General features: G+C 72.6%; 19 protein-coding genes. 8 read left to right on the forward strand and 11 right to left on the reverse strand.

From position 1 onward, the window contains the following. Nucleotides 1–347: 347 nt before the first annotated feature. A complete protein-coding gene (trpS, locus tag ACGFN2_RS03370; RefSeq protein ID WP_362611400.1) occupies nt 348–1,367 on the forward strand; it encodes a tryptophan--tRNA ligase in 1,020 nt (339 codons plus the stop codon). A 53-nt stretch (nt 1,368–1,420) separates the two neighbouring features. Here trpS and proC read toward each other — a convergent pair whose 3' ends face one another. The 3 genes from proC to ACGFN2_RS03385 all read right to left on the reverse strand — a co-directional run bounded on the left by proC (nt 1,421) and on the right by ACGFN2_RS03385 (nt 3,907). Further along, nucleotides 1,421–2,230 carry a pyrroline-5-carboxylate reductase gene (gene proC / locus ACGFN2_RS03375; RefSeq protein WP_362611398.1) on the reverse strand — a complete coding sequence of 270 codons (810 nt, stop codon included), beginning with the start codon at nt 2,228–2,230 and terminating at the stop codon, nt 1,421–1,423. A 103-nt stretch (nt 2,231–2,333) separates the two neighbouring features. Beyond that, nucleotides 2,334–3,113, reverse strand: coding sequence for an ABC transporter permease (locus ACGFN2_RS03380; protein ID WP_393357186.1), 780 nt, complete (start codon nt 3,111–3,113; stop codon nt 2,334–2,336). Further along, nucleotides 3,110–3,907: an ABC transporter ATP-binding protein gene (locus ACGFN2_RS03385; protein ID WP_393357188.1), complete on the reverse strand. Its 798-nt coding sequence runs from the start codon at nt 3,905–3,907 to the stop codon at nt 3,110–3,112. The genes ACGFN2_RS03380 and ACGFN2_RS03385 overlap by 4 nt, the downstream gene beginning before the upstream one ends. 304 nt (nt 3,908–4,211) lie before the next feature. Between ACGFN2_RS03385 and ACGFN2_RS03390 the strand changes: the two genes are divergently transcribed. The 3 genes from ACGFN2_RS03390 (at nt 4,212) to ACGFN2_RS03400 (ending at nt 7,886) form a co-directional block, all read left to right on the forward strand. Further along, nucleotides 4,212–4,610 (forward strand): hypothetical protein, encoded by a 399-nt coding sequence (locus ACGFN2_RS03390; RefSeq protein WP_393357190.1) that lies wholly within the window; start codon nt 4,212–4,214, stop codon nt 4,608–4,610. Between the two features lie 221 nt (nt 4,611–4,831). Beyond that, nucleotides 4,832–6,400, forward strand: a complete 1,569-nt coding sequence (locus ACGFN2_RS03395; RefSeq protein WP_393357192.1) for a SulP family inorganic anion transporter — start codon at nt 4,832–4,834, stop codon at nt 6,398–6,400. Nucleotides 6,401–6,458: 58 nt separating this feature from the next. Then, nucleotides 6,459–7,886 (forward strand): M1 family metallopeptidase, encoded by a 1,428-nt coding sequence (locus ACGFN2_RS03400; protein WP_393357194.1) that lies wholly within the window; start codon nt 6,459–6,461, stop codon nt 7,884–7,886. Between the two features lie 54 nt (nt 7,887–7,940). Here the strand turns inward: ACGFN2_RS03400 and ACGFN2_RS03405 are convergent, their stop codons facing one another. After that, entirely contained in the window at nt 7,941–8,480 is a 540-nt protein-coding gene (locus tag ACGFN2_RS03405) for a hypothetical protein (protein WP_393357196.1), read from the reverse strand. Nucleotides 8,481–8,513: 33 nt separating this feature from the next. Beyond that, entirely contained in the window at nt 8,514–8,834 is a 321-nt protein-coding gene (locus ACGFN2_RS03410; protein WP_393357198.1) for a peptidase, read from the reverse strand. Between the two features lie 228 nt (nt 8,835–9,062). Here ACGFN2_RS03410 and ACGFN2_RS03415 point away from each other — a divergent pair, with 228 nt between their 5' ends. After that, a complete protein-coding gene (locus ACGFN2_RS03415; protein ID WP_393357200.1) occupies nt 9,063–11,360 on the forward strand; it encodes a PQQ-binding-like beta-propeller repeat protein in 2,298 nt (765 codons plus the stop codon). 154 nt (nt 11,361–11,514) lie between these two features. On the opposite strand, the gene ACGFN2_RS03420 is transcribed toward ACGFN2_RS03415, so the two are convergent. Further along, nucleotides 11,515–11,706, reverse strand: a complete 192-nt coding sequence (locus ACGFN2_RS03420) for a hypothetical protein (protein ID WP_362611406.1) — start codon at nt 11,704–11,706, stop codon at nt 11,515–11,517. A 202-nt stretch (nt 11,707–11,908) separates the two neighbouring features. Here ACGFN2_RS03420 and ACGFN2_RS03425 point away from each other — a divergent pair, with 202 nt between their 5' ends. Together ACGFN2_RS03425 and ACGFN2_RS03430 are read left to right on the forward strand one after the other, a co-directional pair. Then, nucleotides 11,909–12,751: a helix-turn-helix domain-containing protein gene (locus ACGFN2_RS03425; protein ID WP_393357202.1), complete on the forward strand. Its 843-nt coding sequence runs from the start codon at nt 11,909–11,911 to the stop codon at nt 12,749–12,751. Further along, nucleotides 12,733–12,945: a DUF397 domain-containing protein gene (locus tag ACGFN2_RS03430; protein WP_393357204.1), complete on the forward strand. Its 213-nt coding sequence runs from the start codon at nt 12,733–12,735 to the stop codon at nt 12,943–12,945. Before ACGFN2_RS03425 ends, ACGFN2_RS03430 begins: the two co-directional genes overlap by 19 nt. 82 nt (nt 12,946–13,027) lie before the next feature. On the opposite strand, the gene ilvD is transcribed toward ACGFN2_RS03430, so the two are convergent. From ilvD to ACGFN2_RS03450, 4 genes are all read right to left on the reverse strand, one after another. Next, entirely contained in the window at nt 13,028–14,878 is a 1,851-nt protein-coding gene (gene ilvD, locus ACGFN2_RS03435; RefSeq protein ID WP_362611373.1) for a dihydroxy-acid dehydratase, read from the reverse strand. Nucleotides 14,879–15,114: 236 nt separating this feature from the next. Beyond that, the gene (locus ACGFN2_RS03440; protein ID WP_393357206.1) at nt 15,115–15,765 is read right to left on the reverse strand and encodes a TetR family transcriptional regulator; all 651 of its coding nucleotides are present in this window, start codon (nt 15,763–15,765) and stop codon (nt 15,115–15,117) included. Beyond that, nucleotides 15,762–16,586 carry a sugar phosphate isomerase/epimerase gene (locus ACGFN2_RS03445; protein WP_362611367.1) on the reverse strand — a complete coding sequence of 275 codons (825 nt, stop codon included), beginning with the start codon at nt 16,584–16,586 and terminating at the stop codon, nt 15,762–15,764. The genes ACGFN2_RS03440 and ACGFN2_RS03445 overlap by 4 nt, the downstream gene beginning before the upstream one ends. 213 nt (nt 16,587–16,799) lie before the next feature. Continuing rightward, nucleotides 16,800–17,726, reverse strand: coding sequence for a Ppx/GppA phosphatase family protein (locus tag ACGFN2_RS03450; RefSeq protein ID WP_362611364.1), 927 nt, complete (start codon nt 17,724–17,726; stop codon nt 16,800–16,802). 77 nt (nt 17,727–17,803) lie between these two features. Between ACGFN2_RS03450 and ACGFN2_RS03455 the strand changes: the two genes are divergently transcribed. After that, nucleotides 17,804–18,682 (forward strand): hypothetical protein, encoded by an 879-nt coding sequence (locus ACGFN2_RS03455; protein WP_393357209.1) that lies wholly within the window; start codon nt 17,804–17,806, stop codon nt 18,680–18,682. A 42-nt stretch (nt 18,683–18,724) separates the two neighbouring features. Here the strand turns inward: ACGFN2_RS03455 and ACGFN2_RS03460 are convergent, their stop codons facing one another. Further along, nucleotides 18,725–20,488 (reverse strand): sigma-70 family RNA polymerase sigma factor, encoded by a 1,764-nt coding sequence (locus ACGFN2_RS03460; protein ID WP_393357211.1) that lies wholly within the window; start codon nt 20,486–20,488, stop codon nt 18,725–18,727. Between the last annotated feature and the right edge of the window lie 94 nt (nt 20,489–20,582).

The following is a 20,582-nucleotide window of genomic DNA, read 5'->3' on the forward strand; positions in this document are numbered from 1 at the left end:
CCGAAATCGTTCCCGGTGAGGGGCCGTGCAGTAGTGGTGTGCCGCGAAGCGGCGGGATGGCTGCCCGGGGCCGTCGGCTCCGTGGCAACTCGGAGGACACTACACGAGGGGTTGGGGTTGTTCAAACCCGTGCCAGGCACGGGTTGTGGGGGTACTTTGGGGCCCATGACTACGCATGCGCTCGTACAGCAGTGGTGGCTCGCCTGACGGCGGCCGACCACAGCGCATGCAGGACCACGGCCGCCGCTTCGGCGGCCGTTTGCGTATCTCCCTCTCGTAGCCGGCCGGTGAGGTCGGCGGTCTCGACGCGCACTCCTTGGGCAGTGCGGGAGAGAAGGACGGACGAGATGGCGATGACGGCGGACGCGCGGACGCGGATCTTCAGTGGGGTACAGCCGACGGGGCATCTGACGCTGGGCAACTACCTCGGGGCGGTGCGGCGGTGGGCCGCGGAGGACCAGCACCGGGCGGACGCGCTGTTCTGTGTGGTGGATCTGCACGCGCTGACCGTGGAGCACGATCCGGCGCGGCTGCGGCGGCTCAGCCGGCAGGCGGCGACGCTGCTGCTGGCCTCGGGGCTGGACCCGGAGCGCTGCACGCTGTTCGTGCAGAGTCATGTGGACGAGCATCTGCGGCTGTCGTACCTGATGGAGTGCACGGCCTCCGACGGGGAGATGCGGCGCATGATCCAGTACAAGGAGAAGGCGGCGCGGGAGCAGGCGCGCGGCGGGAGTGTGCGGCTTTCGTTGCTGACGTATCCGGCGCTGATGGCGGCGGACATCCTGGCGTACGGGGCGCATGAGGTGCCGGTCGGGGAGGACCAGAAGCAGCATGTGGAGCTGACGCGGGATCTGGCGGTGCGGTTCAACCAGCGTTACGGGGCGACGTTCGTGGTGCCGCGGACGACGCTGCCGGTGGTGGCGGCGCGGGTGATGGATCTGCAGGAGCCGACGTCGAAGATGGGGAAGTCGGGTGCCCGTACGGCGGGGGTCGTCTATCTGCTGGACGAGCCGGACGTGGTGCGGAAGAAGGTGCTGCGGGCGGTGACGGACACCGAGCGGGATGTCGTGTACGACCCGGAGCAGCGGCCCGGGGTGGCGAATCTGCTGAATGTGCTGGCGGCGTGCGCGGGCGGTGATCCGCTGCGGCTGGCCGAGGAGTACGACTCGTACGGCGCGCTGAAGAAGGACGTGGCGGAGGCCGTGGTGGAGACGCTGCGGCCGGTGCGGGAGCGGCATGCGGAGCTGGCCGCCGATCCGTCGGCCGTGGACGCGGTGCTGCGGCGCGGTGCCGAGCGGGCGCGGGCCCTCGCCCGGCCGCGGGTGGACGCGGCGTTCGAGGCGGTGGGGCTGCTGCCCGCGGGGTGAGGGGCCGGACCTGCCGGGGGCGCGGTGGCCGCCGCGTCCCCGGGGGCCGTGGGTCAGCCGTTGCCGGAGGCGAGTTCGCGGCTGCGGTCGCGGGCGGCTTCCAGGGCGGCGATGAGGGCGGCGCGTACGCCGTGGTTCTCCAGTTCGCGGATGGCGTTGATGGTGGTGCCGGCCGGGGAGGTGACGTTCTCGCGGAGGGTGACGGGGTGTTCGCCGCTGTCGCGGAGCATCACGGCGGCGCCGATGGCGGCCTGGACGATGAGGTCGTGGGCCTTGTCGCGGGGCAGGCCGAGGAGGATGCCGGCGTCGGTCATGGCTTCGACGAGGAAGTAGAAGTAGGCCGGGCCGGAGCCGGAGAGGGCGGTGCAGGCGTCCTGCTGGGACTCCGGGACGCGGAGGGTCTTGCCGACGCCGGAGAAGATCTCCTCGGCGCGGGTGAGGTGGGCGCCGGTGGCGTGGGTGCCGGCGGAGATGACGGACATCGCCTCGTCGACGAGGGCGGGGGTGTTCGTCATGACCCGGACGACGGGGGTGCCGGCGGCCAGGTGCTCCTCGAAGTAGGAGGTGGGGATGCCGGCGGCGCCGCTGATGACCAGGCGGTCGGCGGGGAGGTGCGGGGCCAGCTCGCGCAGGAGGGTGCCCATGTCCTGGGGCTTGACGGTGAGGATGAGGGTGTCGGCGGCCTCGGCGGCCTCGGCGTTGCTCACCGCCTGGACGCCGTAGCGCTCGTGGAGCTGTGCGGCGCGTTCCGGGCGGCGGGCGGTGACGAGGAGGTCGGAGGGGGCCCAGCCGCCCCGGATCATTCCGCTGAGCAGGGCTTCGCCGATCTTGCCGGTGCCGAGTACTGCGACCTTCTGGGTCATCGTGCGGGTTCACCTTTCCGCTGCGCTGGGCGTTTCCCGGCCATCCTCGCACCGTGGGGGTTCCGGTCCGGGGTCGGCTGCCCCGCAGTGGTGGCGCACCGCGTCACGTCGTGCGGCGGCGGAGGGTGGCGGCGCCGAGGGCGAGGACGAGGAGGGCGCAGGCGGTGACGACGATCGTGTCGCGGAGGAAGTCGCCGGTGAGGTCGGGGTGGTGGAGGACCTGGTTCATCCCGTCGACGGCGTAGGACATCGGGAGGGCGTCGGAGAGCGCCTCCAGGGCCGGCTGCATGGTGTCGCGCGGGGTGAACAGGCCGCAGAGCAGCAGTTGGGGCATCAGGACGGCGGGCATGAACTGGACGGCCTGGAATTCGGAGGCGGCGAAGGCCGAGACGAACAGGCCGAGTGCGGTGCCGAGGAGGGCGTCGAGGACGGCCACCAGGAGGAGCAGCCAGGGGGAGCCGGTGACGTCGAGGCCGAGGAGCCAGACGGACAGGCCGGTGGCGAGGGCGGACTGTACGAGGGCGAGCAGGCCGAAGGCGAGGGCGTAGCCGCCGATGAGTTCGGCCTTGCCGAGGGGCATGGCGAGCAGGCGTTCCAGGGTGCCCGAGGTGCGTTCGCGGAGGGTGGCGATGGAGGTCACCAGGAACATCGTGATCATCGGGAAGATGCCGAGGAGGGAGGCGCCGATGCCGTCGAAGGTGGCCGGGCGGTCGTCGAAGACGTAGCGCAGCAGGGCGATCATCGCGCAGGGGACGACGAGCATCAGCGCGATGGTGCGCGGGTCGTGGCGCAGCTGGCGCAGGACGCGGGCGGCGGTGGCCAGGGTGCGGGCGGGGGAGAAGGGCGCGGGGGCGGGGGCCGCGGTGCGGGGTGCGGTGGTCATCGCGCGGACTCCTGGGGGGTGCTGGGGCGCGGGGGCCGGGTGGCGGCCGCGGCCTGGTCGACGAGGTGGAGGAAGGCGGCCTCGACGGTGGCGGAGCCGGTGCGGTCGCGGAGGGCGTCGGGGGTGTCCTCGGCGAGGAGGCGGCCGTCGCGCATCAGGAGCAGCCGGTGGCAGCGTTCGGCCTCGTCCATGACGTGCGAGGAGATGAGGAGGGTGGCGCCGCGGTCGGCGGCGAGGGTGTGGAAGAGGTGCCACAGGTCGCGGCGGAGGACGGGGTCCAGGCCGACGGTGGGTTCGTCGAGGACGAGGAGTTCCGGGGTGCCGAGGAGGGCCACCGCGAGGGAGACCCGGCTGCGCTGGCCGCCGGAGAGGGCACCGGCGAGGGCGTCGGCGTGGCCGGTGAGGTCGACGTCGTCGAGGGCGCGGGTGACGCGTTCGCGGCGCAGGGCGCGGGCGGAGCGGCCGGGGTGCAGGACGGCGGCGAAGTAGTCGAGGTTCTGGCGGACCGTGAGGTCGTCGTAGACGGACGGGTCCTGGGTGACGTAGCCGATGCGGGGGCGCAGGCGGGGGTCGCCGGCGGGGTGGCCGAGGACGTCGAGGGTTCCGGTGACCTTGGCCTGGGTGCCGACGAGGGCGCGCAGGAGGGTGGACTTGCCGCAGCCGGACGGGCCGAGCAGGCCGGTGACCTGGCCGCGGGGCACGTCGAAGGCGAGGGCGTCGAGGACGGTGCGGCCGCCTCGGGTGACGGTGAGACCACGGGCGTGGACGGCGGGGTCACCGCCATAATTCATCATGCGATGAATAATCCTCCGGGGTGGGACGGACGTCAAGGCCGCTAACAGGACGGGAAGGGGCGGGGCCGGAACGGGCCGCGGGGCGGGGCGGTTGGGCCATGGGGGTGGTGATCCGGACAGGTGTGGTGCGGAAGAGGCGCATGGTGGGGATCTGTGCGCACCGGCGGGCGCCGTAGTGAAAGAAACCGGCCGTTCTTGGTCGATAACTCCGCGTTTACAGGGTGGTTACAAACCGACTAGCGGTCCTGCATGTCCGCTTGGACACAATGGGATGACCTGTCCAGGCGCGCCGGAAGGGGCGACGATGGCGAAGACCAGGGTCCGCGGCCTCGGCCGGCTCCTGTTGATCGTCATGGCCGTCCTGCTGGCCTTGCCCATGGGCGCGGAGGGCGTGTACGGGGAACGCCTCACGGCCGCCCCGCCCGCCAACGGCACCGGCCGTACCGCTCCCCCGGCCCCCGACTGGACGTCGGACCCCTCCGAGAACCCGGAATCCGGCGGCGACCGCTGCCCGCCGCGCCGCGACGGGCGGTCCTCGGCCTCGGTGTCCGCACCGGCGCCACCGGCCACCACCGTCTCGACCGCCGCCCCCGTACGGAGCCGGAGCCGGCTGCCGCTGGCCGCCCCGCTGACCGGCCGGCAGGCCGTACCCCTGTCGAGATCCGGTGAACTACCCGTCCAGCACCTCGTCTTCCGCTGCTGAGAGCTGAGAGCTGCCCCCAAGGGCCTCCCCCGGCCCGCGCATCCGACGGTTCCAGCCGTCCTTTCCTCATGGCGCGCACCGCGCGGCAGTGCACGGCAGCCGGCGATCGCAGCACCTCGTGCGGCGGATCGCCGCCGGCTCCGGTATCGCCCCGCGTCCGCTCGTGCGTCTCCGTGCGCACCCGTGCGCCACCGCATCTCGCACCCGCTGGAGGCATCCCCATGCGTAGGTTCCGTACTGCCCGGCAACACTCCTCCCGGCCCTCCATACCGTCACGGCAGGCGCTGTCGTACTGGCGCGCCGACTTCACCTCCTCGCTGGTCGTCTTTCTCGTCGCCGTCCCGCTGTGTGTCGGGGTGGCCGTCGCCTCCGGGGTACCGGCCGAACTCGGGCTGGTCACCGGGATCGTGGGCGGGCTGCTCACCGGATTACTGCCGGGCAGCAGCCTGCAGGTCAGCGGTCCGGCCGCCGGGCTGACCGTGCTCGTCTACGAGGCCGTGCAGGAGTACGGGCTCGGCACGCTGGGTGCGCTGGTGCTGATCGCCGGGGTGCTGCAGCTGGTCATGGGGGCGCTCCGGCTGGGGCGCTGGTTCCGGGCCATCTCCGTGGCGGTCGTCCAGGGCATGCTCGCGGGCATCGGACTGGTGCTGATCGCCGGGCAGTTGTACGCCCTGGTGGACGCCCGCGCGCCGGGCAACGGGCCGGCGAACCTGGGCGGGCTGCCGGAACTCGCCGTGAACACCGCCGGGTCCGGCGGCGCGCTGACCGCGCTGGCGGTCGGTGCGGGGACCATCGTGGTGCTGGTGGTGTGGCCGAAGTGGCGGCGGGCGGCGCGGGTGCTGCCGGCGCCGCTGGTGGCGGTGGCGCTGGCCACGGTCGTGGTGTTCGTGCTGGATCTGCCGGTGGCCCGGGTGGAGGTGTCGGGTCTGCTGGACGTCATCCAGCCACCGGGCGGCGCGGACTTCGCGCGGCTGACGGAGGCGGGGGCGCTGGCCGGTGCGCTGGGCACGGTGCTGGCGTTCACCCTGATCGCCTCGGCGGAGTCGCTGTTCAGCGCGGCCGCGGTGGACCGGCTGCACGACGGGCCGAAGACCGACTACGACAAGGAGCTGATGGCGCAGGGCGCGGGCAACACGGTCTGCGGGCTGCTCGGCGCGCTGCCGATGACCGCGGTGATCGTCCGCAGCTCGGCCAATGTGTTCGCCGGGGCCCGGACGAAGGCCTCGCGGGTGCTGCACGGGGTATGGCTGCTGGTCTTCGCGGCGGCGTTCCCGGCGGCGCTGGGCGTGGTGCCGCTCGCGACGCTGGCCGGCGTACTGGTGCATGCGGGCGTCAAGTTGCTCCCGGTGAAGCAGTGGCGTCCGCTGTGGCGGGAGCACCGGGGTGAGGCCGTGGTGCTCGCCGCGACGGCGGTGGCGATCGTGGCCACCAACATGTTCGAGGGAGTGCTGCTGGGGCTGCTGATGGCGGTCGCCAAGTCGGCGTGGGAGACCTCGCACGTCCACCTGGAGATCGTCGGGGCGGACGACCCGGCGGGCGACACCGAGGGGGCCGGTTCACGGCCGCCGCGGCCGATCCGCGTACGGGCCCTCGGCAACGCCACCTTCCTCCGGCTGCCCAAGCTGCTCGACCAGTTGGAGGCGCTGCCCAAGGACCGGGACGTCGAACTGGACCTGACCGGGCTGCGGCATCTCGACCACGCCTGTGCGGCCGCGCTCGGGGCCTGGGAGGAACAGCGCCGGGGACCGGACGGGACCGCCCGGCAGGAAGCGCCGTCCGTCGCCCCCTAGGACACCGTGCGTGAAGGGCCGGTGCGGGAGCGGAAATGACCGTAGGGTCGGGACGCTGATGTCCGCCGACCCCGGGAGTGCTGTGAACCGCCGGCCCCTTCGCAGTTGCGGTGCGACCGCCGCCCTCTCCGTCGCCCTGCTGCTCTCCTCGTGCACCCACAGCGGTGTACGGGGGACGGCGGGCAGCGGCGGAGTGGGCGACCCCCTCTTCCCCTCGCTCGGCAACGGCGGCTACCAGGTGCGCCATTACGGTCTCGACCTCGACTACGACGTCAGGAAGCGGCACCTGGACGCGACCGCCGAGATCACCTCCGAGGCGCGCACCGACCTCCGCTCCTTCCAGCTCGACCTGCAAGGGCTGCGGGTGACGAAGGTGCAGGTCGACGGCGAGGACGCGGAGTTCTCCCGTAAGGGCCACAAACTGATCGTCCGGCCCTCCGAAGGGATCGGGAAGGGCGCGGAGTTCCGTACCCGCGTCGCCTACCAGGGCACGCCGCAGGAGATGAAGGACCCGGACCATTCGACGGAGGGCTGGGTCAAGACGCGCGACGGGGCGTTCGTCGTCGGTGAGCCCGCCGGATCGATGACGTGGTTCCCGGGCAACAACCACCCCCGGGACAAGGCCACCTACGACTTCACGATCACCGTGCCGAAGGGCTACACCGCCGTCGCCAACGGAGAGCTGAAGTCCGAGCGGACCTCCGGGGGCCGCACCACCTTCCGGTGGCACAACGGACGGCCGATGGCCAGCTACCTCGCGACGGCCGGCATCGGCAGGTTCGAGGTCCACACCTCCCGTACGCCCGAGGGGCTGCCGCTGTATGTGGCGGTGGACCCGGCGGAGGCCAAGGCCAGCAAGGAGGCCCTGGGGAAGCTGCCGGAGATCGTGAAGTGGGAGAGCAAGCTCTTCGGGCCGTACCCCTTCGCCTCCGCGGGCGCGATCGTCGACGACACCCCGAAGCAGATCGACTGGCTCGCCCTGGAGTCCCAGACCAAGCCGGTCTACGCGGGGGCGCCGGACACCGTGACCGTGGTGCACGAGATGGCCCATCAGTGGTTCGGCGACTCGGTGACCCCGAAGACCTGGGCGGACACCTGGCTCAACGAGAGCTTCGCGACCTACGCCGAGTGGCTGTGGGAGGAGCGCGAGGGCGGCAAGACCCCGCAGGAGCAGTTCGACGCGCTCTACAAGGACACCAAGGACCTCTCGCGCTGGGACTTCCCGCCGGGCAAACCCGGGCAGGCGAAGAACGTGACCGGCACCCCCGTGTACGAGCGGGGCGCGATGCTCCTCCAGGAGCTGCGCAACGCCGTCGGCGACAAGACCTTCTTCTCGATCCTGCGCGAGTGGCCCGCCGAGTACCGCTACCGCAACGCCGACGCACAGGACTTCATCGACTTCTGCCAGGAGCGCACGGACGTGGACCTGGAGCCGCTCTTCAAGAAGTGGCTGTACGAGAAGGGGAAGCCGGAGCTGGACGACTGAGGGGGCGGGCGGGGGCCGAGTCGCCGGGGGGGGAGCGCTGGTCTCCGCGTCGGGTCAGCGGCGTTTTTTCGGCCGGGGCTTTCTTGCAGCGGGGTTGCCGGTGCGGTTGCCGCGGCGGCGCTCGTGGCGTTCGCGGGCGGTGGTGTACTCGGTGCGGTGCAGCTTCTCGCCGGGGGCCTCGACGAGGCTGCGGCAGAAGTAGGCGAGCAGTGAGCCGATGAAGCCGATGAACATCAGGCTCTGCCCGGACTTGTCGTCCGCGCTCCCGGCTGCCGGGTCGGGGCGTCGTACGAAGCCGTCCCAGGTGCGGCGGAAGGCCAGGGCGCTGCAGATGGCGAAGCCGGCGACGACGAGGATGCCGACGAACGGGCCGACGTCGGCGATCTCCAGGCCCTGGAACGCGAAGCGCAGCACGGCCGCGCCCGCTGCGGCGAGCGCGAGTGAGCCCACCGCGACGCCGGCCCGGCGCAGGCCGTAGCCGCCGTCGTGGTGGAGCCAGGTGGTGCCGAAGAACCGGATCGGCTCCGGCTCGGGACCGCCGGACGCGGCGCCGCCCGGCTCCGGGCTCCCCGAGGACCGCTGCTCATCGCTCATGGCACCGATTATCCCCGGCGGGTGCCCCGTGCCTCAGCTGGTGCAGCGCGGCGCGACCATGCCGCTGCTGCCGGTGCGGACGTAGGTGTCGGAGAGGTACTGGCCGGGCGCGATGTTGTCCCAGATGTCCGAGGTGCCGTACGGGCCGCTGACCTTCTCGCCGTGCCGCTGGCAGCGGATCTGCACGGTGGCGCCCTCGGCGAGCCGGCGGACGACCGGGTAGTCGGTGCCGGGGCCCTTGCGGACCTTGACGCGGTGGCCGGGCGCGACGGGATAGGTGAGACCGCCCGCCGCGGCGGCGAGCGTCTGGCCGTCGGCCGCTTCCACGGCGCCCTGATGGTCCTGAGTGGTCATTTCGTTCTCCCCCGTTGGCGATGGTGGCGGCATGGCTCGTGGAGCCGCTGGTGCAGGACTTCGCACGCCATGCGCGGAGTTGCTCGTGGAGCAACACGTGAAACCGCTCGGCGCGGTTCCACAGCGCGCACGCTAGCAAGCCTCATTCATCTCGTACGCGCCATCGACTAGGCTCCGCGCGTCGCACTTGCGACCGAATGGCACGGGTAATGACACGGGGGTGGAACCATGCCATCGCTGCGTGATTCCGGCATCAATCCGGAAGCGGAGCATCCGGAATACGCCGGCCAATATCGCCTGGAGGCTCGGCTCGGCTCCGGCGGAATGGGCGTGGTCCATCTGGCGCGCTCGTCCTCCGGGCTGCTGCTCGCGGTGAAGGTCGTCCATGCCGAATTCGCCCAGGACCCGGAGTTCCGGGGGCGGTTCCGGCAGGAGGTGGCGGCCGCGCGGAGGGTCAGCGGGGCTTTCACGGCGCCCGTCGTGGACGCCGATCCGGACGCCGAACGGCCCTGGATGGCGACCCTCCACATTCCCGGCCCGACGCTCTCCGATCATGTGAAGCGGAACGGTTCGCTGGCGGTCGGCGAGGTGCGACAGCTGGCCTCGGGGCTCGCCGAGGCGCTGCGCGACATCCATCGCGCCGGGGTGGTGCACCGCGATCTGAAGCCCGGAAATGTGCTGCTGGCCACAGATGGGCCGAAAGTCATCGACTTCGGCATTTCGCGGCCCTCGGACAGTGAAATGCGTACCGAGACCGGCAAGTTGATCGGCACCCCGCCTTTCATGGCGCCCGAACAGTTCCAACGGCCGCGTGAGGTGGGTCCGGCGGCGGATATGTTCGCGCTGGGGTCGGTGCTGGTGCACGCCGCCACCGGACGCGGCCCGTTCGACTCGGAGAGCCCGTATCTCGTCGCCTATCAGGTGGTGCACGACGAGGCCGATCTGACGGGTGTGCCCGAGGAGTTGGTGCCCCTGGTGGAGAGCTGCCTGGCGAAGGACCCGGCGGACCGGCCGACTCCGGACGCGCTGATGGAGCTGCTGTCGGCGCGGATTCCGGAGCAGCGGCAGCCGGAACCGCGCCAGCACCCGGAGCAGCCACAGCCCGTTCCGGCCGAGGCCATCCCGCCGCGCGACGAGGCCGACCCGCCACGCGCCGAAGTCACCCACGTACGCGCCCCCGTCACCGGCCCCGACGGCCCCGGACACCCCGCGGCCCCAAGACCCAGCGGCGATTCCGGCACCCCCAAGGCCCCTGGCCTCACCACCCCCGGCCACTCCCCCTCACCCCGCTCCCGTCGCCGCTGGCCCCTCTGGGCCGCGCTCGCCCTCGTCGTGACCGGGGCCGGAACGTACGCGGGCGTTCAGGCCCTCTCCCCCGGTGGCGCCGGCCGGGACCCGGCCCTCCAGACCCATCCGTCACGCGACGAGAACGCCGACTTCCGCCCGTGGCACACCACCCTCGTCAAGCGCCCCAAGGGCCACGAGGCCGAACTCCCGCACTGCACCACCGGTTCCGGCGCCGTCTTCTGCGGCCAGCCCGGCGTACTGGCGGCCCGGCTCGACCCGGACTCCGGCCGTGTGGCGTGGCGCAGCAAGGACGCCACCGCCACCGGGAAGCAGGCGGCGAAGAGGGCCGTGTCCCGGACCGCGCCGGTGCTCTCCGGGGGGCTGCTGTACGTCTTCTCCTCCGACGGCAGCCGGCTGCTGGGCCTCGACCCGTCGCCGGGCGGCCGGGGCGCCACCCGCTGGACCAAGGACGTGTCCGGGTACGAGGGCGGCGCCAAGGTCGTCGGCGACCGCGTCCTGCTGGCCGCGGCGGACGGCACGGTCACCGCGCTGGACAGCGCCACCCACCGGCAGCGCTGGCAGAAACGGTTCCCGGGGCATCAGCTGCCGCTCTTCGCGTCGTTCGGCGCGCCGCACACCGCGTACGCGGCCGAGCCCACCCCCGACGGGAAGGCCACCCAGGTCACCGCCATCGATCCGGCCGACGGCACGGTCCGCTGGGCGCGCCGGCTGCCCGGGACACTGGCCGTGGCCGGTTCCGGTGCGTCCGGGGCGCTCTTCCTGACCGTCACCGACGCGACGCTCTCGTTCCGCACCACCGCCGTCGTCCGCTACGACCCGGCCACCGGCCACAGCCGCCGCCTCAAGCTGACCGCGCCGCTGGACGGTGCGTCCGCCGTGGTGGACGGCGACTCGGTGTACCTGCTGGCCGAGGGCGGGGCGCTGCAAGCCGTCGGCCGGCGGACCTGGGACACCGAGACCTCGGTCAGCCGCGGCTCGGCACCGGTGGTGAGCCGCGGCCGGCTCTTCTTCACCGCGGCGGACGGCCGGCTCCTCGCGGTCGACGCCCGGTCGGGCGAGATGCTGGGGCAGACGCCGCCACGGATGAACGGGCGGCACAACGGCTTCGTGGAGACGCTCCCGGCCCCGCGTACGGACGGCCCCCGCGGCCGGGTCTACGCGGCGGCCCCCGACGGCACGGTGTTCTCGGCGGCGACGAAGGACCCGGCGGGCTGGTGAGGGGCGGGCCCGCCGCCGCCCGTGTGGCAGCGGCAGGCGCAGGTCTCGCGCCGTACGCCGGGAACGCCGGCAATCTCCGCCGCGGGGATGCCCTTGTCGCACGCCGGATGCCTGCCGACATGGCACGCCGGCGACACGTACGGGGCACACCCGCTCACGGGGCGGCCTTCTTCAGCACCGCGATGAGCCGGCGCGTCGTCTCCACGTTGCAGCGTCCCAACTCGACCAGGACGCGCGGCGGTTCGTAGCCGTACGTCACCGGATCGACCATCAGCGACGGCAGCACGATGCCGGTCCGCCGCAACGCCGCGGCCAACTCCTCACAGGCCGCCTCGGCCTCGGCCATCGAGTCGGTCACTGCCCTTCGTTCCCTCGCCATGAATGCCACTCCTGTCTGCCGTTTACCTGCGTGAGACCCCGGAGCGCCACTACTGTGCGTATTCCGGCCTTCACGAGAATGGCCGGGAAAAAGGGCGCGAATACCCCTTGCAGGATGTATTTCGCCGCCACGCACCGTTAGTTCCACACCTTCCACGGAGGAGGTCGCCATGCCACCGAGGCGAGCGGTCACCGGTAGGAGCCAGGAGCCGCGCCGGCGCTATGCAGAAGAGCTGCGATTACTGCGACAGCAGAAGGGCGACAGCCTGCGGCAGCTCGGCGACGTACTGGGGTGGGACTGGTCGCTGTTCGGGAAGATGGAGAAGGGCGAGACCCTCGGCGGCCCGGAGGTCGCCCAGGCCTTGGACCAGCATTACGGGACACCTGGACTGCTGCTGACGTTGTGGGAGTTGGCACTCGGCGACCCGAGCCAGTTCCGCGAGCAATACCGGCGCTACATGTCACTGGAATCCGAGGCGGTGAGCCTGTGGCACTACGCCGTGGGCGTCCTGCCCGGTGTGCTCCAGACGGACGCGTACGCACGTGAAGTCCTTGTAGCAGGTGGCCTCAAGGGCCCGGAGCTGGCACTGCAGGTCGAAGCACGCGTAGGGCGCCGCGGGTTGATCACGAGCGAGGACCCGCCGCGGTTTCGCACCATCCTGTCGGAAACGGTGCTCCGTACGCCGCTGTGCAGTGGACAGGCATGGCGAGAGCAACTGCAGCACTTGGCCGAGATAGCTGAGCGGCCGAACGTGACCCTCCAGGTACTTCCTCACGGCGCCCGGCTGCATTCGCTCGCGAGTACGGACGTCATGTTTCTGCGACTGCCGGATGGGGGCACTGTGGCCTACACCGAGAGCGCACTCCACGGCGAACTGGTCGAGGAAACAGGCTCGGTTGAGCGTCTGCAACGCGCGTACGATGCTGTTCGCGATCTCGCGTTGTCCCCAGCCGAGACGCGGAAGTTCATCGGGCAGACGTTGGAGGAAGTGCCGTGCGAACCATCGATCTGAGCACCGTTACGTGGCGCAAGTCCAGCTACAGCAACTCGGACGGCGGCCAGTGCATCGAGGTCTCCGACGACCTCCCCGCCCTCACCCCCGTCCGTGACAGCAAGAACCCCCACGGCCCGGCGCTGATCTTCGAGGCATCCACCTGGTCGTCCTTCGTGAGCGCCGTGAAGGACGGGCACCTGCCCGGCGCCTGACACCGCGGCCCCACAGACCGGTCCCCGTCGCTCGCCCGCGACGGGGGCCGTTGCCGTACGCCGGACCTGCCGGTCCCCGGCCTCACCCCAGCAGGGTCACGTCCCGCACCGCGCCCTTGTCCGCGCTGGTGGCCATCGCCGCGTAGGCGCGCAGGGCCTGGGAGACCTTGCGTTCGCGCTGCTTGGGCGCGTAAACGCCGCCCAGGGCCTCGCGCCGGGCCGCCAACTCCTCTTCGCTGACGAGAAGTTCGATGCCGCGGTTCGGGATGTCGATGCGGATGCGGTCGCCGTCCTCGACGAGGGCGATGGTGCCGCCGGCCGCCGCCTCGGGGGAGGCGTGGCCGATGGACAGGCCGGACGTGCCGCCGGAGAAGCGGCCGTCGGTGACCAGGGCACAGGTCTTGCCCAGGCCGCGGCCCTTGAGGAAGGACGTCGGGTAGAGCATCTCCTGCATGCCGGGGCCGCCCTTGGGGCCCTCGTAGCGGATGACGACGACGTCGCCCTCCTTGACCTGCTTCTTGAGGATCTTGTCGACGGCCTCCTCCTGCGACTCGCAGACCACGGCGGGGCCCTCGAAGGTCCAGATGGACTCGTCGACGCCGGCGGTCTTCACGACGCAGCCGTCCTCGGCGATGTTGCCCTTGAGGACCGCGAGGCCGCCGTCGACGGAGTAGGCGTGCGCCATGTCGCGGATGCAGCCGCCGGCCGCGTCCACGTCGAGGGAGTCCCAGCGCTCGGACTGCGAGAAGGCGGTCGCGGAGCGCTTGCAGCCGGGGGCCGCGTGCCACAGCTCGACGGCCTCGTCGGAGGGGGAGCCGCCGCGCACGTCCCAGGTCTTGAGCCAGTCCTCGATGGTGGCGCTGTGGACGGTGTGCACGTCCTCGTTGAGGAGGCCGCCGCGGTAGAGCTCGCCGAGGATGGCGGGGATGCCGCCGGCGCGGTGCACGTCCTCCATGTAGTACGTGCCGCCGGGGGCGACGTTCGGGGCGACCTTCGCCAGGCAGGGCACCCGGCGGGAGACGGCGTTGATGTCGTCCAGGTCGAAGTTCAGGCCGGCTTCCTGCGCCGCGGCGAGCAGGTGCAGGATCGTGTTGGTCGAGCCGCCCATGGCGATGTCCAGGGCCATGGCGTTCTCGAAGGCGGCGCGGGTGCCGATGTTGCGCGGCAGGACGGTGTGGTCGTCCTCGTCGTAGTGCCGCTTGGTGATCTCGACGACCGTGCGGCCGGCGTTCTCGTACAGCGCCCTGCGGGCGGTGTGGGTGGCCAGCGTGGAGCCGTTGCCGGGCAGCGAGAGGCCGATGGCCTCGGTCAGGCAGTTCATCGAGTTGGCGGTGAACATGCCGGAACAGGAGCCGCAGGTCGGGCAGGCGTTCTCCTCGATGCGGAGGATGTCCTCGTCCGAGATCTTGTCGTTGACCGCGTCGGAGATCGCGTCGACCAGGTCGAGGGTGCGGACGGTGCCGTCGACGAGGGTGGTCTTGCCGGCCTCCATCGGGCCGCCGGAGACGAAGACCGCCGGGATGTTGAGCCGCATCGCGGCCATCAGCATGCCGGGGGTGATCTTGTCGCAGTTGGAGATGCAGATCAGCGCGTCCGCGCAGTGCGCCTCGACCATGTACTCGACGGAGTCGGCGATCAGGTCGCGGGAGGGCAGGCTGTAGAGCATGCCGCCGTGGCCCATCGCGATGCCGTCGTCGACCGCGATGGTGTTGAACTCGCGCGCGATGCCGCCCGCGGCGTGGATCGCCTCGGAGACGATCCGGCCGACCGGCTGGAGATGGGTGTGGCCGGGCACGAACTCGGTGAAGCTGTTGGCGACCGCGATGATCGGCTTGCCGAAGTCCTCGCGCGCTACGCCGGAGGCCTGCATAAGGGCTCGGGCGCCGGCCATGTTGCGGCCATGGGTAACGGTGCGGGACCTCAGATCAGGCACGATGGGTCACTCCCTCGGGATCGTCCGTACGACCGCCGGTGCCGGTACCCGGCCCCCTGGCCGCGTACCGGGCGGCGTCATATATCAGCTCCTGTCGAGATTACGCTCCTCATCCAAGATCTGGACAGCCTCTCCGGCATGTGAGACGCCTGACCGCAGTGCGGACAGCGGAGGGGAAGCCTTCTCGCAGGTCGGGGGCTTGGGCGGGCCTACGAGGCGCTCCAGAGGCGTGCTTGTCAGGGCTGTGTCAGATACCGCTGGAGGGTCGGCGCGACCATGGCGATGATCTCCTCCGGTTCCGCCGAGGCGACCGGGTCCATCTTGATCACATAGCGCAGCACGGCGATCCCGATCAGGTGCCCGGCGGCCAGCTGCACCCGGAACTCCGGGTCGGGGACGTCCAGTTCGCCCGCGACCCGCTGGAGCATCCGGCGCTCGATGAGGCCGCGCAGCACGGCCGCGGCGGTGTCGTTGGTCAGCGCCGAACGCAGGATCGCCAGCAGCGCGGGGCGGCTGACCGGGTTCTCCCAGATGCCGAACATGAAGCGGGCCATCCGCTCGCCCACGTCCGCGCCGCCGCCCGCCAGCGCGTCCGGCATGGTCAGCGCGGGCCCGAAGGTCAGCTCGATGGCCGCCGCGAAGACCTGCTCCTTGGTGCCGAAGTAGTGGTGGACCAGCGCCGCGTCCACCCCGGCCGCCTTGGCGATACCACGGACCGAGGTCTTGTCGTAGCCGCGCGCGGCGAACTCCGTACGGGCCGCGGCCAGGATGCGTTCCCGGGCGCCGGGGCCTTCCTCGGCGGCGGCGCGGGCCGGGCGGCCCCGGCGGCGGGCCGGTGCGGGCGGCGGGCCCGGCTCCGGGGGCGTGTCGTCCCGGCCTTCGCTCACGAGCCCGGGACCCAGGTCGGCGAGGCGAGATGCAGCCGGGTGAAGGCGAGCGCCTCGGCCAGGTCGGCTTCGCGTTCGGCGGCGGACATCGCCCGGCGGGTGTTGACCTCGACGACCACATGGCCGCCGAAGCCGCTCGCGGCCAGCCGCTCCAGCACCGCGGCACAGGGCTGGCTGCCGCGGCCCGGCACCAGGTGCTCGTCCTTGGCGGAGCCGTTGCCGTCGGCGAGGTGGACGTGCGCCAGCCGGTCGCCCATCCGCTCCACCATCTCCAGCGCGTCGTTGCGCGCGGTGGCGGTGTGCGACAGGTCGACCGTGAAGTGCCGGTAGTCGTCGTTGGTGGGGTCCCAGTCGGGGGCGTACGCGAGCATCTCGCGGTCCCGGTAGCGCCACGGGTACATGTTCTCGACGGCGAACTTCACGTCCGTCTCGTGCGCCATCCGCCACACGCCGCGGACGAACTCCCGTGCGTAGCTGCGCTGCCAGCGGAACGGCGGGTGCACGACCACCGTGGAGGCGCCCAGCTTCTCCGCGGCGTTACGGGCGCGCTGGAGCTTGACCCACGGGTCGGTGGACCAGACCCGCTGGGTGATCAGCAGACACGGGGCGTGGACGGCCAGCACCGGCACCCCGTGGTAGTCCGAGAGCCGGCGCAGCGCCTCGATGTCCTGGCTGACCGGATCGGTCCACACCATGACCTCGACGCCGTCGTAGCCGAGGCGCGCGGCGATCTCGAAGGCCGTCGCCGTCGACTCCGGATACACCGAGGCCGTGGACAGCGCGACCTTCGCATCCGGGATGCGCACCACTGGCTCTGTCACGAGGGACAGCGTACGGGCCGGGGCCGGGGGCAGGGCAGGAGGTCCGGACAGCCGTGGCCCGCCGCCGGGGGACCGGCCCCGGGGCGGGGAGGGCGGAACGGGCGACACCGGACGGCACGGACTCCGGCGGCGTGACGAGTCTCACGCGCGCCGGGCGCACCCGGGCGTATCCCGGGCGCCGTCCCGGCGCACCACGGCGCCACCGCGGGCCCGCTACGGCAGGTGGTCCAGCCGCCGCAGGATGACGCCCTCGCGCAGCGCCCACGGGCAGATCTCCAGCGTCTCGACGCCGAAGAGGTCCATCGCCGCCTCGGCGACCAGCGCCCCGGCGAGCAGCTGCCGGGAGCGCCCCTCGGACACGCCGGGCAGCGTCACCCGCTCCTCCGCGGACATCGCGGCCAGCCGCGGCACCCACTCCTCCAGCTTCTTGCGGGTCAGCTCACGCTGGACGTAGAGGCCCTCGGCGGAGCGCGCGGCGCCCGCGATCCGGGCCAGCTGCTTGAAGGTCTTGGACGTGCCGACGACCTGGTCGGGGGTGCCGTAGCGGCTGAACTCGCTCACCACCTTGGCGATCTCGGCCCGCACCCGGCGGCGCAGCGTCCGGACGTCCTCGGAGTCCGGCGGGTCACCGGGCAGGTCGCCCGCGGTCAGCCGGCCGGCGCCCAGCGGCAGCGACACCGCCACGTCCGGGTCCTCGTCGAGGCCGTAGGCGATCTCCAGCGAGCCGCCGCCGATGTCCAGCACCAGCAGCCGGCCCGCCGACCAGCCCAGCCAGCGGCGGGCGGCGAGGAAGGTGAGCCGCGCCTCGTCCTCGCCGGAGAGCACCTGCAGCTCCGCCCCGGTCTCCTGGGCGACCCGGCGCAGCACGTCCTCCCCGTTGGTGGCCTCGCGGATCGCCGAGGTGGCGAACGGCAGCACGCTCTCGACGCCCTTGTCCTCGGACACCTGGAGCGCCTCGTGGATGGTGGCCACCAGGCGCTCCACGCCGCCCTCGCTTATCGCGCCGGCCTCGTCGAGGAGTTCGGCGAGGCGCAGCTCCGCCTTGTGCGAATAGGCGGGCAGCGGGCGCGCGCCCGGGTGTGCGTCCACCACCAGGAGATGGACCGTATTCGAACCCACATCGAGGACACCGAGTCTCATACGGGGAAACCTACTGCGCGCGCCACCCGCACTTGACGGCGCGGTCCGCACCCGTCGCTCCCCCTTACGCTGGAGTCGTGGCAAAGACGAAAAAGGCGAAGCACGAAAAAGCGCGCAAGAAGGAAGAAAAGCGGCGCGCCCAGGCGGCCGACGGGCCCGCGGTCCCGGCCGACGAGGTCGGGCTCGACTTCGCCCGCGCCTGGGTCACGTTCCCCGACCCGGCGGACGACGAACAGCTCTTCCGCTGCGACCTGACCTGGCTGACCTCCCGCTGGACCTGCATCTTCGGCAGCGGCTGCCAGGGCATCCAGGCCGGCCGGGCCGACGACGGCTGCTGCACGCTCGGCGCGCACTTCTCGGACGACGAGGACGAGCAGCGGGTGGCCGGGCATGTGGCACGGCTCACGCCCGACCTGTGGCAGTTCCACGACGTGGGCACCGAGACGGGCTGGACCGAGGAGGACGAGGACGGCGACCGGCAGACCCGGCGCTGGAAGGGCTCCTGCATCTTCCAGAACCGCCCCGGCTTCCCGGCCGGCGCGGGCTGCTCGCTGCACATCCTCGCGCTGCGCGAGGGCCGCGAGCCCCTGGAGACCAAGCCGGACGTCTGCTGGCAGCTGCCGGTCCGGCGCACCTACGACTGGATCGACCGGCCGGACGACACCCAGATCCTCCAGGTGACGATCGGCGAGTACGACCGCCGCGGCTGGGGTTCCGGCGGCCACGACCTGCACTGGTGGTGCACCTCCGCGACCTCGGCGCACGGCGCGGGCGAGCCGGTGTACGTCTCGTACAAGCCCGAGCTGACCGAGCTGATGGGCCCGGAGGGCTACGCCAGGCTCGCCGAGCTGTGCGAGGAGCGGCTGGCGGCGACGCTGCCGATGGCACCGCATCCGGCGGACCCGCGGCCCCTGCGGCAGCAGCAGGAGCAGCAGGAGCAGGAGCAGGAGCTGTAAGGGCGCGTACCGGGGCCGGGCGGCCGGGGGGGTGCGCCCGGCTCAGCGGGCCGGGTGCGTGGTGTTGGACGGCGTCGAGGACGGCTCGGGGCCGGTCGGCTTCGGGCTCGGCGACGTCGGGGTGGGCGACGGGGACGGCCGGGTCGGGGTGGGCGTCGGCTTCGGCGCCGGCGGGGTCGGCTTCGGACGCGGGGACGTCGGACGCTGCGGGCCGGGCGCCGGACCGGTCGCTCCGTGGCCGTGCAGGGTGACGACGGTGCCGCCGGGCTCGATCGCGATCCGGGCCCGCCAGTGGCCGGCGGGCTCCCGGTCGTGGTCGATGTGGATGGTGATCATCGTGGTCTCGCCGGGCCGCAGGGTGCCCGCCGTGTGGCTCATCTGCAGCCAGGCGGCGCCCGACGACGCCCGCCAGCGCACCGGGGAGCCGCCCCCGGCGTTCAGCGTGAGGACCGTGGTCCGGCCGCGGGGTTCGGCGGCGATCGTCAGCCGGCCGGGGCCCGACTCCCGCCGGCTGTCCGGCTCGTCCGGCCGCTGCGGGGTGCCGTCCGCGCTGACCACCTCGACCGACACGTCGGACGTCCCGTCGCCCGCCGTGAAGCGGGGACCGGGCGTCGTCCTGGCGTTGCCGGCGTTCTCGTACGGGCTGCCGCCCAGCCGCGGCCCGGGTGGGGTGTCGCCGGCCGTCACCGAGGGCGTGTCGTCCGCCGCCACGTCCGTGGCCGGGGCGGCGCGGTAGGCCGCCCACAGGGCCAGCACCGGCGCCGCGACGACGGTGGCGACCACGGTCGTGGTCAGCGCACGGTTGCGCAGCCGGCGACGGCGGGCCACCCGGTCCTTCGGGGGGCCCACGGGGAAGCCGCTGCGGTCGTAGCGAGGAGAACCGTTTGCCCCGCCGGCCCGGCCACCGCCGCCCGCACCGGCCACCCCTTCCGCACGGCCCGACTTGGCCTGCCGGGCCGCCGCCAGCGCACCCAGCACGGCCTCCCGGGGCGCGGTGACCAGCGGCAGGGCTCCCTGGGCCACCGGCGCGGTGCCCGGCCAGGTCCCCGGGGTGGTGGCCCGCTCGGCGGTCCGCCGGCACTCGGCGCAGTCGTCGACATGCCGCACCAGCTCCCGGCTCAGCGCCGCGCCCAGCAGCACCTGGGTGTCGCCCGCCAGCTGCGCGACCTCGCGGCAGCGGCCGGACTCGACGACGGCCAGTGCCGCACGGGTCCGTTCGACCTCGCAGGACGCGGTGGCCAGCAGCGCGCGGGTGGCGACCGGGTCGGCGCCGAGCACCGCGGCGGCCTCGTCCGCCGAGAGGTGATGGCGCACCGACAGCTCCAGCGCCTCGCGCTGCTCGGGCGTGGTGCCGGCGGCCTCCGGCCAGGCCAGCGCGGCGAGTTCACGCTGCCGGCGCTCGGCCTCGCGGGCCGCACCGGGGCCCGGCTTCGCGGCGGGCGGCGCGGTCCGCTCGGCGAGCCGGCGCAGACAGGCCCAGCGGGCCAGGGCGTAGAGCCAGGAGCGGTACAGCGCCGGGTCGGCGGGGCGGCGGCCGCGGTGCCGCTCGGCCAGCGCGAGCGTCTCGCCGAGCACCGCGGTCGCGGCGTCGTGTTCGCACAGCACCGACAGGCAGTAGGTGAACAGCCCGTCCAGATAAGGCTGGTAGCCGTCGAGGCCCCCGTCCGGGGCGGGCGCGGCGTCCGTGCCGGGCCGCTCGTCGGGGCCGGGCCGCCCGGAGGGCTGCGGCCGGTTCCGGCGCCGCGCGTCGCCGCGCGACCGGTGTGCGCCGGTGGAGTGCGTGGGGTGCTCGGGCCTGCTGCTCATCACCCCGGCGACGGTAGGCGGATGATGCAGCCCTGCTTGCTCGCGTTGGACACTTTTAACCCTTACGGGTGACCATCTCCCTCAAAAGGGGACA

This window comes from Streptomyces sp. NPDC048612 (genome assembly GCF_043199295.1).
GTDB lineage: Bacteria > Actinomycetota > Actinomycetes > Streptomycetales > Streptomycetaceae > Streptomyces.

What these genes read in the sequence shown, in the direction of transcription:
- ACGFN2_RS03390 (WP_393357190.1), top strand. Translation starts at nt 4,212, where the DNA reads ATGGCGAAGACCAGGGTCCGCGGCCTCGGCCGGCTCCTGTTGATCGTC.
- trpS (WP_362611400.1), top strand. Translation starts at nt 348, where the DNA reads ATGGCGATGACGGCGGACGCGCGGACGCGGATCTTCAGTGGGGTACAG.
- ACGFN2_RS03385 (WP_393357188.1), bottom strand. Translation starts at nt 3,907, where the DNA reads ATGATGAATTATGGCGGTGACCCCGCCGTCCACGCCCGTGGTCTCACC.
- ACGFN2_RS03380 (WP_393357186.1), bottom strand. Translation starts at nt 3,113, where the DNA reads ATGACCACCGCACCCCGCACCGCGGCCCCCGCCCCCGCGCCCTTCTCC.
- ACGFN2_RS03450 (WP_362611364.1), bottom strand. Translation starts at nt 17,726, where the DNA reads ATGAGACTCGGTGTCCTCGATGTGGGTTCGAATACGGTCCATCTCCTG.
- ACGFN2_RS03460 (WP_393357211.1), bottom strand. Translation starts at nt 20,488, where the DNA reads ATGAGCAGCAGGCCCGAGCACCCCACGCACTCCACCGGCGCACACCGG.
- ACGFN2_RS03410 (WP_393357198.1), bottom strand. Translation starts at nt 8,834, where the DNA reads ATGACCACTCAGGACCATCAGGGCGCCGTGGAAGCGGCCGACGGCCAG.
- ACGFN2_RS03395 (WP_393357192.1), top strand. Translation starts at nt 4,832, where the DNA reads ATGCGTAGGTTCCGTACTGCCCGGCAACACTCCTCCCGGCCCTCCATA.
- ACGFN2_RS03425 (WP_393357202.1), top strand. Translation starts at nt 11,909, where the DNA reads ATGCCACCGAGGCGAGCGGTCACCGGTAGGAGCCAGGAGCCGCGCCGG.
- ACGFN2_RS03405 (WP_393357196.1), bottom strand. Translation starts at nt 8,480, where the DNA reads ATGAGCGATGAGCAGCGGTCCTCGGGGAGCCCGGAGCCGGGCGGCGCC.
- ACGFN2_RS03420 (WP_362611406.1), bottom strand. Translation starts at nt 11,706, where the DNA reads ATGGCCGAGGCCGAGGCGGCCTGTGAGGAGTTGGCCGCGGCGTTGCGG.
- ACGFN2_RS03415 (WP_393357200.1), top strand. Translation starts at nt 9,063, where the DNA reads ATGCCATCGCTGCGTGATTCCGGCATCAATCCGGAAGCGGAGCATCCG.
- proC (WP_362611398.1), bottom strand. Translation starts at nt 2,230, where the DNA reads ATGACCCAGAAGGTCGCAGTACTCGGCACCGGCAAGATCGGCGAAGCC.
- ACGFN2_RS03400 (WP_393357194.1), top strand. Translation starts at nt 6,459, where the DNA reads ATGTCCGCCGACCCCGGGAGTGCTGTGAACCGCCGGCCCCTTCGCAGT.